Genomic DNA, 17787 nt, shown 5'->3' on the forward strand with positions numbered 1-17787 from the left:
GTGGGGGGAATGAGGCTTAAAGATTAACCGCAGCGGATATAGACGTCAATACATCTGGACATCTAAACTTCTTTGCGTATAGATTGAGCAAAGGGACAATACCCGCTAAAATTATGGCGGTTTGTAATATTGATAAGATGTCAGCCCAACAATGCATAGGCATAGCCTATTAAATCATCAGATTCAGTGACCCTTATCGCGTAAAGTAGACATTTATTTAGTGAGCACAGTGAAGATCGGGCATAATTGGCCGGTTTTTAGAATTTTGTATTTTTCAGACAATTTTAAGGTGTCCCATGGCTGAGTGGAACGGCGAGTATGTCAGCCCTTACGCTGAACACGGTAAAAAGAGCGAGCAAGTCAAAAAAATCACGGTATCCATTCCGCTGAAGGTGCTGAAAATCCTGACGGATGAACGGACTCGTCGCCAGGTAAACAACCTGCGCCACGCCACCAACAGCGAACTGCTGTGTGAAGCATTCCTGCACGCCTTTACCGGCCAGCCGCTGCCGAACGATGAAGACCTGCGCAAAGAACGCAGCGATGAAATCCCGGAAGCCGCGAAAGTACTGATGCGAGAATTGGGTGTCGACCCTGATACCTGGGAATATTGATCCTGCCTGCACCGAAGGCAAAAACGAAAAAAGGCGCCCGAAGGCGCCTTTTTCATCTGACGATAAGAAAACTTATTTCTTAACGCCTGGCACGCTGAAACGCTTGTTGAAGCGGTCAACGCGGCCACCGGTAGCAACATCACGCTGCTTGCCAGTGTAGAACGGGTGGCATTCGCCACAAACGTCCAGGTTCAGATCGTGACCCACGGTAGAGCGGATTTTGATCACGTTACCGCAAGAGCAGTTTGCAGTAACTTCTTCGTATTTAGGGTGAATACCTTTTTTCATGGGAGAACCTCAGTTAAGGCCGTGTCGCTATCCAGCCCTGTTCCGCCAGACACCACACGTGGTTGATAATAGGTTTTGATATGGGATTATACCAAAGGCGGCAAATTATACAGAATAAAATGTAGCGCGCAATCGGATCCGTACATTTGCCAGCCTACCGTGTAAACTAGCCAACACTTTTTTCTACCTGGACAGCCACATGCCTGTTGTACACGTTGCTCTACCGGTTCCCCTTGCCCGCACCTTCGATTATCTGCTGCCCGCAGGCCTGCAGCCGGTCATCGGCGCGCGCGTCAGTGTGCCTTGGGGAAAGCAACGGGCGATAGGCATCATCACCGGCAGCAGCGAGAGCAGTGAACTGCCGCTGGAAAAGCTCAAGCCCATCGATGGCCTGCTGGATAACGACTCGCTGTTCACCACCAGCTTGTGGCGCATCCTGCTGTGGGCCAGCGAATACTACCATTACCCGATCGGTGAAGTGTTGTTCCATGCGCTGCCCATTCTGCTGCGTCAGGGTAAGCCCGCAGAAGCCGCCCCGCTGTGGCAATGGTTTGCTACCGAGCAGGGGCGCGCAACCCCGCCGGAAAGCCTGAAGCGTGCGCCAAAGCAGCAACAGGCACTGGCGGCACTGCTGCAACGCCCGGTGTATCGCCATCAGGTCAGCGAATTGGAGCTGACGGAAAGCGCGCTCCAGGCGCTGCGGGCCAAAGGCTTGATCGACCTGCGTTCGCAAACGGTAGCAACGCAGGATTGGCGGCCAGGCTTTGCCGTGCTCGGCGAACGATTGCGGCTCAATACCGAGCAGGCCACCGCCGTGGGCGCTATCCGCAGTGAAGACGAGCAGTTTGCCGCCTGGCTGCTGGCCGGGGTCACCGGCTCCGGCAAAACCGAGGTTTACCTCAGCGTGCTGGAAAATATCCTGGCGAAAGGTAAGCAGGCGCTGGTGTTGGTGCCGGAGATCGGCCTCACCCCGCAGACCATCGCTCGCTTTCGTGAACGCTTCAACGCACCGGTAGAAGTCCTGCACTCCGGCCTGAACGACAGCGAACGGCTGGCCGTTTGGCTACGCGCGCGCAGCGGTGAAGCCGCCATTGTGATCGGCACCCGCTCGGCGTTGTTCACCCCCTTCTCACGCCTTGGGGTGATCATCATCGACGAAGAACACGACAGCTCCTATAAACAGCAGGAAGGCTGGCGCTATCACGCTCGCGATCTGGCGGTATTCCGCGCTCACGCCGAAAACATCCCACTAGTGATGGGCTCTGCAACACCGGCGCTGGAAACGCTGCACAACGTGCAGTTAGGCAAATACCGCCAGCTCAAACTGACCCAGCGGGCGGGCAACGCCAAACCGGCCAATCAGCATCTGATCGATTTGAAAGGCCTGCCGCTGAAGGTCGGGCTCTCTCAGCCTCTGCTGAAAAGCATGCAGCACCACCTGAAGAACGGCAATCAGGTGATCCTGTTCCTTAACCGCCGTGGCTATGCCCCCGCGCTGCTGTGCCATGAGTGCGGTTGGATCGCCGAATGCCAGCGCTGCGACCATTACTACACGTTCCACCAGCATCAACGCCAGCTGCGCTGCCACCACTGCGACAGCCAGCGCCCGGTGCCACATCAGTGCCCGCAGTGCGGTACCACCAACCTGGTTTCCGTCGGCGTCGGTACTGAACAGTTGGAGAACGAACTGGCTCCCCTGTTCCCGGAAACCGCCATTACCCGTATCGATCGCGATACCACCAGCCGCAAGGGGTCACTGGAACAGCATCTGGCCGATATTCACCGTGGCGGCCCGCGTATCCTGATCGGCACGCAAATGCTGGCCAAAGGCCACCACTTCCCGGATGTCACCCTGGTGGCGTTGCTCGACGTGGACGGCGCGCTATTCTCCGCCGATTTCCGTTCTGCCGAGCGGTTTGCCCAGCTCTATACTCAGGTTTCAGGCCGTGCCGGGCGGGCGGGCAAGCAGGGCGAGGTGCTGCTGCAAACCCATCACCCGGAGCACCCGCTACTGCAAATCCTGTTACAACAGGGTTACGACGCCTTTGCCAAGCAAACCCTGGCCGAGCGTAGCAGCGTCTTCCTGCCGCCCTACACCAGCCACATCATCGTGCGTTCGGAAGATCACGATAATCAGCAGGCACCGCTGTTCTTACAGCAGCTACGCAATCTGTTGGAAGCCAGCCCGCTGAAGGATGATTCGCTGTGGGTAATGGGCCCGGTTCCGGCACTGCAACCCAAACGCGGGGGTCGCTTCCGCTGGCAACTGTTGTTGCAGCACCCGTCCAGAAAACTGTTACAGCACCTGATAAAAAGCACGTTGCCATTGATTGGCACCCTGCCTCAGGCACGTAAAGTCAAATGGACGTTAGACGTTGATCCCATTGATAGTTGATTAAGAAAACTCTCAATTCCATGGTTAAAAGCAAACGTTTACACCACAATTTGCGAGCGAACACGAAAAAACCTTCCTGCGTCACACTTTTCATGCAAATTAGGTAACAAAAGCGGCTCGTAATCTGTTTAGAATGTCGGTGAAGGCATTTTTTCAGCCAGGCAATGGAATGCTTGAATGTGGATGACGCTAAAAATAACACCACCACCACTGCATGCCAGACTTTTTGAGCAAACTGAAGTAACCGCGTTAGCCGGGTGCTGACGCAAGGAGAAAGGCGTTGGAACACAAGCAAGAATTACCCATGGCGACCATGAAAGACGTTGCCGAAATGGCCGGCGTTTCCACGGCAACCGTGTCGCGTGCGCTGATGAATCCGGAAAAGGTGTCAACGCCAACGCGCCAGAAAGTGGAACAGGCCGTGCTGGCCGTGGGTTACTCCCCTCATGCCCTGACACGCAATATCAAACGCAATGAATCCCGCACTATCTTGGTGATCGTCCCGGACATCTGCGATCCGTTTTTTGCCGACGTGATCCAGGGGATCGAGCAAACGGCAGCGCAGCAGGGTTACCTGGTGCTGATCGGCGACTGTGCGCAGCAGAACCAACAGGAACGCACCTTCGTTAACCTGATCATCACCAAACAAATCGATGGCATGCTGCTGCTCGGCTCCAACCTGCCTTTCGACGCCAGCAAGGAAGAGCAACGCAACCTGCCGCCAATGGTAATGGCCAACGAGTTTGCACCGGAGCTGGAACTGCCAACGGTACATATCGACAACCTGACCGCCGCGTTTGAAGCCGTACATTATCTGCATCAGCTTGGCCATAAACAGATCGCCTGTATCGCCGGGCCAGAACAGATGCCGCTGAGCCATTATCGGTTGCAAGGCTACATTCAGGCGCTACGCCGTAATGGCATTACCGTCGAAAGCAGCTATATTACCCGGGGTGACTTCACCTACGAAGCCGGTGCGCAGGCGTTAGCCTCACTGATGGCGCTGCCGAAACCGCCAACGGCGGTCTTTTGTCACAGCGACGTCATGGCGATCGGCGTATTGTCCCAGGCGAAAAAGCTGGGCTTGCGTGTACCGCAGGATCTGTCGATTGTCGGCTTTGACGATATCAAGCTGGCGCAGTATTGCGATCCACCGCTGACCACCGTGGCACAGCCCCGCTTCCAGATTGGTCAGCAGGCAATGTTGCTGCTGCTGGAACAGTTGCATGGGCAAACCGTGAACAGCGGTTCCCGGTTACTGGACAGTGAATTGATCATCAGAGGCAGCACAGCGGCCCCTAAACGCTAGTCAAATATTTTTGGGTTAAGTAACATGGCTGACCCAGCGCCGGCCAAACCGGCGTAATGATCATTGTTGTGGTCATTTTGCCAGAACCGCTCCCCGGAGCCTGCCTACACCTACAGGGCAGTAAGCTTATGCAAAATGGCCGATAAAATAGCTAGAGGATAGGTTTTAACCTCATCACGACACAGCGGAATTATAGTGGCACAGAGAGACTATGTAGGCCGCGGGCGCTCAGGAGCAGCGCGGCGCAAGACCCCCAGCCGTAAAAAACGCAGTTCTCCAAAGGTATCCAAAACCGTGGTGGCGCTTGCCGTCGCCATTCTGGTTGTCTTTATCGGTGGTCTTTATTTCATTACCCACAACAAACCGGATGAAACGCCGATGTTGCCTACGCATGGCACACGCCCGGGCAACGGTCTGCCACCGAAGCCGGAAGAGCGTTGGCGTTACATCAAAGAGCTGGAGAACCGCCAGATCGGCGTCAAGACACCTACCGAGCCAACCGCCGGGGGAGAGGTCAACTCCAAAACGCAGTTGACCGACGAACAGCGCCAATTGCTGGAGCAGATGCAGGCCGATATGCAGCAGCGCCCAACGCAACTGTCTGAGGTGCCTTACAACGATCCTTCACAGCTGCGTAACGGTGGGCGGCCACAACAGTTACAACAGCCGGTACAGCAGCAGATAGCGCCACCGGTACAGCAACAGCAGACCACTCAGCCTCGCAACCCGTTCAACAACGGCGCAGCACCCGTGCAGCAGCAACCGGTACAACAGCCGAAGCCGCAGGTACAGCAACCAAAACCACAGGCCGTGACTCCGCAAGTGCAGACCCGTCAGCCAGAAGTGAAACAAGAAGTAAAAACGGAAGCGGCCAAGCCGGAAACCAAACCGGAGTCGAAGCAGAAGTGGATGGTGCAATGTGGTTCGTTCCGCGCAGCCGATCAGGCCGAGTCGGTACGGGCACAGCTGGCGTTTGAAGGGGTTGAAAGCCGGGTCACCGCAGGCGGTGGCTGGAATCGTGTGATGCTCGGCCCATACAGCAGCCGCACCGCCGCAGACAAAACCCTGTCGCGCCTGAAAGGCATTGGCATGTCAAGTTGCATTCCCCTCTCCGTCGGGGGTTGAAAAGCGTCAATCTCCCCCCATCTATAGTCTCAATATGCCTCGTAGTCTCTGCCAACGCAGAGGCTGCGGGGACTTCTTTCCGTCCGCAACGAGGGTCTGCTCGTGACAACAATTGTAAGCGTACGCCGCAACGGCCAGGTAGTGATCGGTGGCGATGGCCAGGCCACACTGGGCAACACGGTAATGAAGGGCAACGTCAAAAAAGTCCGTCGCCTGTATAACGATAAAGTGATTGCCGGTTTCGCCGGGGGTACCGCTGATGCTTTCACCCTGTTCGAACTGTTCGAGCGTAAGCTGGAAATGCACCAGGGCCATCTGGTAAAAGCGGCCGTTGAGCTGGCAAAAGACTGGCGTACCGACCGCATGCTGCGCAAGCTGGAAGCCCTGCTGGCGGTAGCCGATGAGAATGCCTCGCTGATCATCACCGGTAACGGTGACGTGATCCAGCCTGAAAATGATTTGATTGCGATCGGTTCTGGTGGCCCTTATGCCCAGTCTGCCGCTCGTGCGCTGTTGGAAAATACCGAATTAAGCGCCCGCGAGATCGTGGATAAATCCCTCAACATCGCCGGTGACATCTGTATTTACACCAACCATTTCCACACCATTGAAGAATTGCCTTCCAAAGCGTAAGGATCGAATACCATGTCTGAAATGACCCCGCGCGAGATCGTCAGCGAACTGGACAGCTACATCATTGGCCAAAACAAAGCCAAACGTGCCGTCGCCATTGCCCTGCGCAACCGCTGGCGCCGGATGCAGCTCAACGAGATGCTGCGTCACGAAGTGACCCCAAAAAACATTCTGATGATCGGCCCAACTGGCGTCGGTAAAACCGAGATCGCCCGCCGTCTGGCTAAACTGGCCAACGCTCCCTTCATCAAGGTAGAAGCCACCAAGTTCACCGAAGTGGGCTATGTGGGTAAGGAAGTGGACTCTATCATCCGCGATCTGACCGATGCTGCCGTGAAAATGGTGCGTCTGCAATCGATCGAGAAAAACCGCACCCGTGCGGAAGAGATGGCAGAAGAACGCATTCTCGACGTGCTGATCCCGCCGGCCAAAAACAACTGGGGCCAGGCCGAAGAGCAGCAAGAACCCTCTGCCGCTCGCCAGGCATTCCGCAAGAAACTGCGTGAAGGTCAGTTGGACGATAAAGAAATCGAAATCGATCTGGCTGCGGCCCCGATGGGCGTGGAAATCATGGCTCCTCCGGGCATGGAAGAAATGACCAATCAACTGCAATCGATGTTCCAGAACCTCGGTGGGCAGAAGCAGAAACCGCGTAAAGTGAAGATCAAGGAAGCCTTCAAGCTGCTGATCGAAGAAGAAGCAGCCAAGCTGGTAAACCCGGAAGAGCTGAAAGAGCAGGCGGTGGAAGCCGTTGAGCAGCACGGTATCGTGTTTATCGATGAGATCGACAAAATCTGTAAGCGCAGTGGCCAGAGCTCCGGCCCAGACGTGTCCCGCGAGGGCGTCCAGCGCGACCTGCTACCGCTGGTGGAAGGCTGTACGGTATCGACCAAGCACGGCATGGTGAAAACCGATCACATTCTGTTTATCGCCTCCGGTGCATTCCAGACTGCCAGCCCTTCCGACCTGATCCCGGAACTGCAAGGCCGTCTGCCAATCCGCGTTGAGCTACAAGCGCTGACCACGGAAGATTTTGAACGTATCCTGACCGAGCCAAGCGCGTCGCTTACCGAGCAGTACAAAGCGTTGATGGCTACCGAAGGCGTCACCATCGATTTCACCGCTGACGGTATCCGCCGCATCGCTGAAGCCGCCTGGCAGGTTAACGAAAGCACCGAAAACATCGGCGCACGTCGTTTGCACACCGTGCTGGAGCGTCTGATGGAAGATATTTCGTACGATGCGAGTGAAATTGGCGGCCAATCCATTACAATTGACGCCGAATACGTGCGCAATCATCTGGATGAACTGGTAGCGGATGAAGATCTGAGTCGTTTTATCCTATAATCGCTCTATCACTGTCCTGTCAGTTATCTTTGTGGGAGGCATTGCCTCCCACATTTATTTTTAACGGACACCGTCTTTTGACTTACTGAAGCGAAATATGAGCTCATCAACCACCACCACCCCGGCCAGAGCCTGGCTGGAAAGTTTACGACCACGAACCCTGCCATTGGCCTTTGCCTCCATCGTTGTCGGTTCCGCGATCGCCGCCTGGCAGGGCAGCTTGAAGCCCGGCGTGGCGCTGTTGGCTCTGCTGACCGCAGGTCTGCTGCAGATCCTCTCCAACCTGGCCAACGATTACGGTGATGCGGTAAAAGGCAGCGATAAAGAAGACCGTATCGGTCCGTTGCGCGGCATGCAAAAGGGCATGATCACCCAAAGCCAGATGAAACGGGCCTTGATGCTGACGGTAGTGCTGATCGCCATTTCCGGTTGCTGGCTAATCGCCGTCGCCTGTGAAAAACCCAGCGATGTGGTGGGCTTCCTGGTGCTGGGCGGGCTAGCGATTGTCGCGGCCATTACCTACACCGTGGGCACCAAACCTTACGGTTATCTGGGGCTGGGCGATATTTCGGTATTGGTGTTTTTCGGCTGGCTCAGCGTGGCAGGCACTTACTATCTACAGACTCACACTTTCGATAGCGTCGTAATGTTGCCAGCCACCGCCTGTGGTCTGCTCGCAGCGGCGGTGTTGAACATCAATAATCTGCGCGATATCGAAAGTGACCGCGCTAACGGCAAAAATACCCTGGCCGTCCGCCTTGGTCCACAGAATGCGCGCTATTACCACGCAACGCTGCTGATTGCCGCCGTGGTCTGCTTTGCCCTGTTTACCCTGCTTAACCTGCACAGCCTATGGGGCTGGCTGTTTGTGCTGGCCATCCCGTTTCTGTATCGCCACGGAATGCGTGTCTTACGTGACCCTACGGCCGTCGGCATGCGTCCAATGCTGGAACATATGGTCAAGGCCGCGTTGCTCGCCAACGTGCTGTTTGCGATTGGCGTGGTGCTCAGTTAGTTGAGACTTGCGTACCAGAACGCATCCTGGCACTGATGATTTTGCCAACGGGGCGAATAAAGGGATATACTGGTTATTCCAGCGGCAAACAGACGTAAAATCCTATGAAATACGATACTTCCGAACTTTGCGATATCTATCAGGAAGAGGTCAACGTAGTTGAGCCTCTGTTCTCCAACTTTGGCGGGCGTACTTCATTTGGCGGGCAAATCACTACGGTGAAATGCTTCGAGGATAACGGCCTGCTGTTTGAACTGCTCGAAGAAAACGGCCGTGGCCGCGTGTTAGTGATCGACGGCGGCGGCTCGGTACGCCGAGCTCTGATCGACGCGGAGCTGGCCCGTCTGGCGACTCAGAACGAATGGGAAGGCATCGTGGTTTACGGTGCGGTGCGCCAGGTGGACGATCTGGAAGAACTGGACATCGGCATTCAGGCGATGGCAGCAATCCCGGTAGGAGCCACCAGCGAAGCGATAGGCGAAAGTGATATCCGCGTTAATTTTGGCGGTGTGACCTTCTTCTCTGGCGATCATCTGTATGCCGACAACACCGGCATCATCCTTTCTGAAGATCCGCTCGATATCGAGTAACCGCAGAAAATGACAAAGGGCGCCTGAGGCGCCCTTTTCGTTGGAGCTAATGGATCAGACTTCTTCCATTTTACCCAGCAATGCGCGCAGGCGATCTTGCCACACGTGCTGCTCTTCTTTCAGCTGCTGGTTTTCACGCACCAGTGACTCGTGGTTACCCGCAGCACTCTGGACTTCCTGAGACAGGGAATTGTTTTTCTCTTTCAGCTCTTCAATTTCCATCTGCAACAGCGTGATGGTATCGATCGCCTGCTGAACTTTTGCTTCCAGTTTTTCAAATACTTCAAATGACATTCTTCAGTCCCCTCATGATAGCAAGGCGTACATCCATAAGTAGCGCCGCAACCTTAGCTGCAGCGACTGCGAATATGCTCGCGTAACCAACAGGCCCAACGCCTGTTTCGATAAAACCTTTCCCGCAATAAAAACGATTGTAAGTAGCCAGCCCCCCAGTGTCTAGCAACATACCGACCCAACGCGCACTCTGTTGCAATTTTCCTACCCTGGCTATCGGTCAAAGCTGAAAGTCACCGCTGCCAAACGGCTGGGTTGTTAACAAATAGAGACAAAATAGCTGGTCAGATCACCGTTTTATGGTGCAGAAAGAACACCGAACAACGCGAATTCGCTCAATTTTATGACGAAGTACACACATTTTGATTTCGCTATTTCTCGTTTATGCTCGTTAACGATAAATTTACATCACATCCTCAACCGATAAGAGGACGTGAAGAAAAACTCTGTAGCTCAAGGCCACAACGCCAACGCGCCAAGCCTAGATAACCTATAACCGTCGTCTGCAGGACAATAATATTATGAGCCAAACCATCAGTCCGACCTTAAAAGGCCAGTGCATCGCTGAATTCCTCGGCACCGGTCTGTTGATTTTCTTTGGCGTAGGCTGTGTGGCAGCGCTGAAACTGGCAGGTGCCAGCTTCGGCCAATGGGAAATCAGCATCATTTGGGGCCTGGGGGTGGCGATGGCCATCTATCTGACCGCCGCCATTTCCGGTGCTCACCTGAACCCGGCCGTCACGCTCGCGCTGTGGCTGTTCGCCTGCTTTGATGGACGCAAAGTACTCCCTTACATCGTTGCGCAGATTGCGGGTGCCTTTTGCGCAGCAGCACTGGTCTACGGGCTGTATTACAGTCTGTTCTTTGATTTTGAAGCCGCCCACCAGATGGTGCGTGGCAGCAACGAAAGCCTCGAATTGGCCGGCATTTTCTCGACGTATCCCAATGCACATATCTCCGTCGGCCAGGCCTTCCTGGTAGAAACCGTGATCACCGCCATCCTGATGTGCCTGATCCTGGCACTGACAGACGACGGCAACGGCATTCCACGCGGCCCGCTGGCACCGCTGTTGATCGGTATTCTGATTGCCGTCATCGGTGCCTCTATGGGACCATTAACCGGCTTTGCACTGAACCCGGCGCGTGACTTTGGCCCGAAAGTGTTCGCCTATCTGGCAGGCTGGGGCAGCGTGGCCTTCACCGGCGCTCGCGACATCCCTTACTTCCTGGTGCCTATCTTCGGCCCTATCGTCGGTGCAGGTTTGGGTGCCTTTGGTTATCGCGCGCTGATCGGTCGCCATCTGCCTTGTGACGTTTGCTTCGAGGAAGAGCAACCCGCCACTAAACCAGAACAACGTAAAGCGTGATTGGCACGGCTTTAAACGGTTAACCACAGTAGGACTCAAAATTATGACAACCGAAAAAAAATACATTGTCGCCCTCGACCAGGGAACCACCAGTTCACGTGCCGTAGTGCTCGATCACGATGCCAATATTGTTGCGGTTTCACAGCGTGAATTTACGCAGATCTACCCGAAGGCCGGCTGGGTAGAGCACGACCCGATGGAAATCTGGTCCTCACAAAGTTCCACCTTGGTCGAAGTGCTGGCCAAGGCCGATATCAGTTCGGACCAAATCGCCGGGATCGGCATTACCAACCAGCGTGAAACCACCATCGTCTGGGAAAAAGAGACCGGGAAGCCGATTTATAACGCGATCGTCTGGCAGTGTCGTCGCACCGCCGACATCTGTGAAAAACTCAAGCGTGATGGCCTGGAAGAGTATATCCGCCACAATACCGGCCTGGTGGTTGACCCTTACTTCTCCGGCACCAAGGTCAAATGGATCCTCGACCACGTCGAAGGCGCGCGCGAACGTGCCAAGCGCGGTGAACTGCTGTTTGGTACCGTCGACACCTGGCTGGTGTGGAAGATGACCCAAGGGCGGGTTCACGTGACCGACTACACCAACGCCTCACGTACCATGATGTTCAACATCCATGAGCTGGACTGGGACGATCGTATGCTGGAGGCGCTGGATATCCCACGCGCCATGCTGCCAGCAGTCCGCCCTTCTTCCGAAGTGTATGGCCAGACCAACATCGGGGGTAAAGGCGGGACGCGTATTCCTATCGCCGGGATCGCCGGTGACCAGCAGGCGGCGCTGTATGGCCAACTCTGCGTCCAGCCGGGTATGGCGAAAAACACCTACGGCACCGGCTGCTTCCTGTTGATGAATACCGGCAAAGAGGCAGTACGCTCCAGCCACGGCCTGCTGACGACCATCGCCTGCGGCCCACGCGGCGAAGTGAACTATGCGCTGGAAGGTGCGGTGTTTATCGGCGGCGCCTCTATCCAGTGGCTGCGCGACGAGCTGAAACTGATTAGCGATGCCGCAGACTCCGAATACTTCGCCACCAAGGTCAAAGACAGCAATGGCGTCTACGTGGTACCCGCCTTCACCGGCCTGGGTGCCCCCTACTGGGACCCGTATGCCCGTGGCGCCATCTTCGGCCTGACCCGCGGCGTCAACAGCAACCACATCATCCGCGCCACGCTGGAGTCTATCGCCTACCAGACCCGCGACGTGCTGGATGCTATGCAGGCCGATGCCAATACCCGTCTGCAATCGCTGCGTGTGGACGGTGGTGCGGTAGCCAACAACTTCCTGATGCAGTTCCAGTCCGATATCCTCGGCACCCGTGTCGAACGTCCTGAAGTGCGTGAAGTGACGGCGTTGGGCGCGGCCTATCTGGCCGGGCTGGCGATTGGCTACTGGAGCGATCTGGATGAAGTGAAGAGCAAAGCCAATATTGAGCGTGAATTCCGTCCGGGTATCGAAACTACCGAGCGTAATTTCCGTTACAGCGGCTGGAAAAAGGCCGTGGCTCGTGCGCAAGCCTGGGAAGATCACGACTGATTCGTTTTACCCTGCAACAGCGCTGCCTTCGGGCAGCGTTTTTTTTTGCCTCGCCCTGCCGCCTCCCCCCTGTGGTAAACTTTGCCGATATTTTCTTCCCTTTTCTCACTGACAGGTTTGCCATGAAACGTGAATTAGCCATCGAATTTTCCCGCGTTACCGAAGCCGCCGCTCTTGCGGGTTATAAATGGTTGGGGCGTGGTGACAAAAACGCCGCCGACGGTGCCGCCGTCAATGCCATGCGCATTATGCTCAATAGGGTGGATATCGATGGCCGGATCGTGATCGGTGAAGGTGAGATTGATGAAGCCCCGATGCTGTATATTGGCGAAAACGTCGGTACCGGGCTGGGCGATGCGGTGGATATCGCCGTCGATCCCATCGAAGGTACGCGCATGACCGCAATGGGCCAATCCAATGCGCTGGCTGTCCTGGCGGTAGGCGATCGTGGCACCTTCTTGCACGCTCCTGATATGTACATGGAAAAACTGGTCGTCGGCCCGCAGGCGCGTGGGGTGATCGATCTCAACTTGCCGCTAGCCACCAACCTGAACAACATCGCTGCCTGCCTGGGCAAACCACTGACGGAGCTGACGGTGATCACGTTGGCTAAACCGCGCCACGATGCGGTGATCGCAGAAATGCAGCAGCTCGGGGTGAAGGTTTTCGCTATTCCCGACGGTGATGTCGCCGCCTCGATCCTGACCTGTATGCCGGAAAGCGAAGTGGATGTGATGTACGGAATCGGTGGCGCACCGGAAGGCGTGATTTCCGCTGCGGTGATCCGTGCGCTGGATGGCGATATGCAAGCCCGCCTGCTGGCTCGTCATCAAGTCAAAGGGGATAACGAAGATAATCGCCGTATTGGCGAGCAGGAGCTGGCCCGCTGTAAAGAAATGGGCATCGAAGCCGGTAAGGTGTTGGTGCTGGATGAAATGGCGCGCAACGATAACGTGATCTTTGCCGCAACCGGCATCACCAAGGGCGATCTGCTGGAAGGCATCACCCGCAAAGGCAATATGGCCACCACCGAAACCCTGTTAATCCGGGGCAAATCGCGCACGATTCGCCGCATCCGTTCGACCCACTATCTGGATCGCAAAGACGCAGCACTGCACGAATTCCTGCTTTAACGCCTAGGGGCGCAGAGCGCGCCCCGTCTCTATCAGGCGGTATGTCCCTGATGCTGCATTCGGCTCGATAGCGGCCACCAGCACAGCAAAATCAACAACGCCATGGCAAACATCAGCAAGCCAAGGCTGAACTGCCCGGTTTGCGGCAGCATGGCCGACAGCCATGTCGCTAGGCCAGACCCCATATTCTGCATGCCGCCCACCAGGGCACCCGCCGCCCCGGCCAGATAAGGGAACGGCTCCATCGCACCGGTGGTCGCCAGGGGGAATAGCATGCCAGCACCAAAGAAGAACAACGCCGCGGGAACGATCAGCGTCCAGATATTCATCACCCCGAACCAACCAGGGATCCACATCATCAGCCCGGCCAACAGGCAGCTGATCACCGAATGCCACATCAGGCTGTGGAAGGTTTTTCCGTCACGCCCGGCATACCAGGCACCAAAGAACGCCGCCGGGATCGGCAGAATAAACAGGATACTGACGGTCAAACCGCTCAGGCCCAACACTCCGCCCATCAACACGCCACAGCTGGCTTCAAAGACGGCGATACCGGCCAGAGCGCCGATCAACATCACCAGATAGCAGCTGAAGGTGCCGTCCGCCAGCAGTTGGCGGAAGCTGGAGAACATGTGGCGTTTTTCCGTCTGCTGCGGCCGGGTTTCCGGCAACCAGCGGAACATGGCAAACGCTACACCGGCGCACAACACCAGCAGGAAGCCATAACAAGCCCGCCAGCCAAACATCATCGCCAATCCCCCGCCAATCACCGGAGCCAACAGCGGGCTGACCAGAATGCCCATATTCAGCAGGCTATTGGCATAACGTAGGGAAGTGCCTGCATACAGATCGCGCGGCATGGTTCTGGCCATCACACCCGCCACGCCGGTGCCCATACCCTGAACCGCGCTGGCGGCTACCAACATCGATAGGCTGTTGGCCAGCAAAGCGCCCAAGGCACCGAGCAGGAAAATCATCATGCCAGCCAGGATCACCGGGCGGCGGCCAATGCGATCGGAAAGCGGCCCGTAGATCAGCTGCGAGAAGCCGTAGGTCAGCAGATAAGCCGCCATAACGCGCTGCACGGAGCCGGAGGGCACCGAGAGATCGCGGGCAATATCGGCGATGATGGGGACATAAATGGTTTGCGCCATCTGACCGACGGCAACCAGCAGGATCAGCATCACCAGCAGGTGGAAGTTCTCAACTTTTCTCATTATCTTCATTAACTTATTCAGTATTGCGACACTCAACCCCGCCCAATACCCCAGGGGGAACCACAGAGCAGCTTCTCAGCGTCGCATAAGCTAACAAATCTGATTTTTTTAGCGAGTTTCGGGCAAATATAGATCGCCGTCACACTGGCACCTATCGCTACCAGTCTCGTAAATCAAACTGTACGTATCTGTTGTCATAACGGGAAAGAGTTAAAAATGATAAACTTGCATCAGATTAGCTTTAACACTTAATCGATAATTATTTCCATCAACTTGAAATAAGATACCGCCACAGGGATTTGGGTTTTATGAAAACACCAGAGCTGATTTTATTGCAGTTAAAAACCTTGGGTCCTCATTCTGCCAAAATGCTGGCAGAGCGGCTGGAAATCACGCCGATGGGGATCCGCCAGCATCTGCAATCCCTTGAACAACGTGAGCTGGTTTGCTACGAGGAAACGCGCGCCAAAGTAGGCCGCCCGACGCGTTACTGGTCTTTGACCCAACAGGGCCATGCCCAGTTTGCCGACGGACACGATCGGCTTTCGGCGATCCTGCTGGAGTCTGCACATGAGCTGTTCGGAGCCGAAGGCATAGAAAAGCTGATCCGGGCGCGCGAGGATAAACTCTATCACCGGTACGCCGATGAGCTGGCAGAGGAAGAAGACCATCTCAGCAAGCTCAACCGCCTGGTTAACCTGCGCCAGCGTGACGGCTACATGGCGGAACTGTTGGAAAGCCCGCAGGGCATGTTGCTGGTGGAAAACCACTGTCCGATCGGCGTGGCGGCCCATACTTGCAGCAACCTGTGCAACTCCGAACTGCAGCTGTTCCATCGCCTGTTTGGTAAAAGTTACCGGATAGAACGTACCGCGCATGCCATCTCCGGCTCACGACATTGTGCTTATTTGATCCGACCACGGGAGCGTTAAAAGTATGGCTGAATGGGTTAATGGCAAAGTGACAGGGGTACAACATTGGACCGATGGCTTGTTCAGCATCACCGTCAATGCCCCGATCGACAGTTTCACCGCCGGGCAGTTTGCCAAGCTGTCACTAGAAATAGGCGGCGAGCGCGTTCAGCGCGCCTATTCTTACGTTAATGCCCCCAGCGATCCCAACCTGGAGTTTTATCTGGTCACAGTGCCGGAAGGAAAACTCAGCCCAAGCCTCCATCAGTTGCAGCCCGGAGCGGAGGTGATGGTCACCAAAGAAGCCGCCGGATTCTTTGTGCTCGAAGAAGTGCCAGACTGCGACACCTTATGGATGTTGGCGACCGGCACCGCCATCGGCCCTTATCTGTCGATCCTGCAAGAAGGCAAAGATCTGGAGCGCTTCAACAACCTGGTGCTGGTGCACGCCGCACGATTTGCTCGCGATCTCAGCTACCTGCCGCTGATGCAGCAGCTGCAACAGCGTTTTAACGGCAAACTGCGCATTCAAACCGTGGTCAGCCGCGAAGAGGTGGCTGGCTCATTGACCGGGCGCGTTCCTGCTCTGCTGGAAGACGGCCGACTGGAAGCGGCAGTCGGTTTGACCCTGGATGCCGAAACCAGCCATGTGATGCTGTGCGGCAACCCGCAGATGGTGCGAGATACCCAGCAAACGCTGAAAGAGAAGTACCAGATGCGCAAACATCTGCGCCGCAAGCCGGGCCATATCACCAGCGAGCATTACTGGTAGTTCAGCGGAATTTTACCGGTTCGGCCTCTGGCCCGAATCGGTTATCCCCTGGGGTGCCCAGAAAAGCCCCCAGATCGATCGCCATCATCACCACAATCAGCGTCGGAATAAAACGCCCCACGCCCCACTGCCAGACCGGTGCCAACATCTGCCAGTTACCGGCTGCCAATATCCACGCCAGGATCAACAGCAACGCCCACCAGCCCTTTTTATTCCTATCGTGCAGGCGCTTGACCAGCACCGCCGCCGTTGGCCACAGCAGCGCCACAATGCAAAAGGCGATGGTCTGGATCGCTACCACATCGTAGTTGGCCAGCGTGAAAGCCACCGCCATCAGCACTACCCAGACAGCCATCCAGATCCAGAAGTCGCGCCGCCCGATACGGCCCTTAAAGGAAAAACACCATTGCTGTAAGCTCATCGATTCATGCACTCTTGGCCTGCCCATATTCTGCGCCGCAGTGTAACATAGGCCATACCGGGTTGAGCTAGCCCCGGAAAAACGCAGACCATCGCACCGCCTTGCGTCAGCAAACGACAATCACGCGGAATTTTTGACAATTCGCCCAGGTTATCGTTTTAATCGGAGTCATCTTTGTTACCGATGCCGTATACCATGCTGAAAAAAATCATCGTTATAGCCTGCCTGTGCTCCCCCATCGGCAGTGCTTGGGCCGATCCACCGGATACGCCTACCGAAGCCCCGGCGAACGCCCCCTACTTGCTGGCTGGCGCGCCGACCTTCGATCTGACGGTGGTGCAATTTCGCGAAAAGTACAACCGCGACAACCCAACGCTGCCGATTGGTGAATTCCGCGTAGTCCCCTCAAGAGAGGATGACTCTCCTTTGCTGACCCGCGCGGCCAGTAAGATTAACGAAAACCTATACGCCTCTACCGCGCTGGAAAAGGGCACCGGTAAGATTAAAACCCTGCAAATTACCCATTTGCTGTTGCAGGATGGCGAAGAAAAAGCGGCCAAAGCCATCGCAGTGAACTACATGGCAGCCCTGAGCCGCCAGTTTGAACCGACACTCACCGTGGAAGAAAGCATCATCAAGGTGAACAACCTGCTGGAAAAAGGCAAAGGCTCCTACTTCTACCAACAACAGGTCGGGGCAATACGCTATGTGGTAGCAGATAACGGCGATAAGGGGGTAACCTTCGCCGTTGAACCGATTAAGCTAACGCTATCTGAACCCTGATACCCCAGCAATTAATGACAA

18 protein-coding genes are annotated in these 17787 nt (G+C 55.8%); 14 read left to right on the forward strand and 4 right to left on the reverse strand.

Going from position 1 to position 17787, the window contains the following annotated elements:
• Nucleotides 1–296 precede the first annotated feature (296 nt).
• The gene (gene metJ / locus KGP21_RS27840) at nt 297–614 is read left to right on the forward strand and encodes a met regulon transcriptional regulator MetJ (protein ID WP_006317756.1); all 318 of its coding nucleotides are present in this window, start codon (nt 297–299) and stop codon (nt 612–614) included.
• Between the two features lie 72 nt (nt 615–686).
• Here metJ and rpmE read toward each other — a convergent pair whose 3' ends face one another.
• Nucleotides 687–902: a 50S ribosomal protein L31 gene (gene rpmE / locus KGP21_RS27845; RefSeq protein WP_021181895.1), complete on the reverse strand. Its 216-nt coding sequence runs from the start codon at nt 900–902 to the stop codon at nt 687–689.
• A gap of 199 nt (nt 903–1101) precedes the next feature.
• Here rpmE and priA point away from each other — a divergent pair, with 199 nt between their 5' ends.
• The 7 genes from priA to rraA all read left to right on the forward strand — a co-directional run bounded on the left by priA (nt 1102) and on the right by rraA (nt 9316).
• Entirely contained in the window at nt 1102–3297 is a 2196-nt protein-coding gene (gene priA / locus KGP21_RS27850) for a primosomal protein N' (RefSeq protein WP_021807219.1), read from the forward strand.
• Between the two features lie 280 nt (nt 3298–3577).
• Nucleotides 3578–4606 carry a DNA-binding transcriptional regulator CytR gene (gene cytR / locus KGP21_RS27855; protein ID WP_024482873.1) on the forward strand — a complete coding sequence of 343 codons (1029 nt, stop codon included), beginning with the start codon at nt 3578–3580 and terminating at the stop codon, nt 4604–4606.
• A 195-nt stretch (nt 4607–4801) separates the two neighbouring features.
• Nucleotides 4802–5731 carry a cell division protein FtsN gene (ftsN, locus tag KGP21_RS27860; RefSeq protein WP_223500530.1) on the forward strand — a complete coding sequence of 310 codons (930 nt, stop codon included), beginning with the start codon at nt 4802–4804 and terminating at the stop codon, nt 5729–5731.
• Between the two features lie 102 nt (nt 5732–5833).
• The gene (hslV, locus tag KGP21_RS27865; RefSeq protein WP_021807222.1) at nt 5834–6364 is read left to right on the forward strand and encodes an ATP-dependent protease subunit HslV; all 531 of its coding nucleotides are present in this window, start codon (nt 5834–5836) and stop codon (nt 6362–6364) included.
• Between the two features lie 12 nt (nt 6365–6376).
• The gene (gene hslU, locus KGP21_RS27870) at nt 6377–7711 is read left to right on the forward strand and encodes an HslU--HslV peptidase ATPase subunit (protein ID WP_021807223.1); all 1335 of its coding nucleotides are present in this window, start codon (nt 6377–6379) and stop codon (nt 7709–7711) included.
• A gap of 97 nt (nt 7712–7808) precedes the next feature.
• Entirely contained in the window at nt 7809–8726 is a 918-nt protein-coding gene (locus tag KGP21_RS27875) for a 1,4-dihydroxy-2-naphthoate polyprenyltransferase (protein ID WP_021807224.1), read from the forward strand.
• A 104-nt stretch (nt 8727–8830) separates the two neighbouring features.
• A complete protein-coding gene (rraA, locus tag KGP21_RS27880) occupies nt 8831–9316 on the forward strand; it encodes a ribonuclease E activity regulator RraA (RefSeq protein ID WP_021181888.1) in 486 nt (161 codons plus the stop codon).
• A 54-nt stretch (nt 9317–9370) separates the two neighbouring features.
• On the opposite strand, the gene zapB is transcribed toward rraA, so the two are convergent.
• A complete protein-coding gene (gene zapB / locus KGP21_RS27885; protein WP_021181887.1) occupies nt 9371–9610 on the reverse strand; it encodes a septal ring assembly protein ZapB in 240 nt (79 codons plus the stop codon).
• Between the two features lie 521 nt (nt 9611–10131).
• Between zapB and KGP21_RS27890 the strand changes: the two genes are divergently transcribed.
• From KGP21_RS27890 to glpX, 3 genes are all read left to right on the forward strand, one after another.
• Nucleotides 10132–10977 (forward strand): MIP/aquaporin family protein, encoded by an 846-nt coding sequence (locus KGP21_RS27890; RefSeq protein WP_223536644.1) that lies wholly within the window; start codon nt 10132–10134, stop codon nt 10975–10977.
• A 43-nt stretch (nt 10978–11020) separates the two neighbouring features.
• Nucleotides 11021–12529 (forward strand): glycerol kinase GlpK, encoded by a 1509-nt coding sequence (gene glpK, locus KGP21_RS27895; protein WP_021181885.1) that lies wholly within the window; start codon nt 11021–11023, stop codon nt 12527–12529.
• Nucleotides 12530–12651: 122 nt separating this feature from the next.
• Nucleotides 12652–13662 (forward strand): class II fructose-bisphosphatase, encoded by a 1011-nt coding sequence (gene glpX, locus KGP21_RS27900; protein ID WP_024482881.1) that lies wholly within the window; start codon nt 12652–12654, stop codon nt 13660–13662.
• A 32-nt stretch (nt 13663–13694) separates the two neighbouring features.
• Here glpX and emrD read toward each other — a convergent pair whose 3' ends face one another.
• Nucleotides 13695–14879, reverse strand: coding sequence for a multidrug efflux MFS transporter EmrD (emrD, locus tag KGP21_RS27905; RefSeq protein ID WP_223536645.1), 1185 nt, complete (start codon nt 14877–14879; stop codon nt 13695–13697).
• 308 nt (nt 14880–15187) lie between these two features.
• Here emrD and KGP21_RS27910 point away from each other — a divergent pair, with 308 nt between their 5' ends.
• Together KGP21_RS27910 and fpr are read left to right on the forward strand one after the other, a co-directional pair.
• A complete protein-coding gene (locus KGP21_RS27910) occupies nt 15188–15811 on the forward strand; it encodes a metalloregulator ArsR/SmtB family transcription factor (RefSeq protein ID WP_071683731.1) in 624 nt (207 codons plus the stop codon).
• 4 nt (nt 15812–15815) lie between these two features.
• Nucleotides 15816–16562: a ferredoxin--NADP(+) reductase gene (fpr, locus tag KGP21_RS27915; RefSeq protein ID WP_121608327.1), complete on the forward strand. Its 747-nt coding sequence runs from the start codon at nt 15816–15818 to the stop codon at nt 16560–16562.
• A 1-nt stretch (nt 16563) separates the two neighbouring features.
• Here the strand turns inward: fpr and KGP21_RS27920 are convergent, their stop codons facing one another.
• A complete protein-coding gene (locus KGP21_RS27920) occupies nt 16564–16983 on the reverse strand; it encodes a DUF805 domain-containing protein (protein WP_021181880.1) in 420 nt (139 codons plus the stop codon).
• Between the two features lie 195 nt (nt 16984–17178).
• Here KGP21_RS27920 and KGP21_RS27925 point away from each other — a divergent pair, with 195 nt between their 5' ends.
• On the forward strand, nt 17179–17766 hold the full coding sequence (locus tag KGP21_RS27925; protein ID WP_209529740.1) for a DUF1454 family protein: 588 nt from the start codon (nt 17179–17181) through the stop codon (nt 17764–17766).
• Nucleotides 17767–17787: the final 21 nt, after the last annotated feature.

Source organism: Serratia sp. JSRIV004, from assembly GCF_019968705.1.
Taxonomy (GTDB): Bacteria; Pseudomonadota; Gammaproteobacteria; order Enterobacterales; family Enterobacteriaceae; genus Chania; species Chania fonticola_B.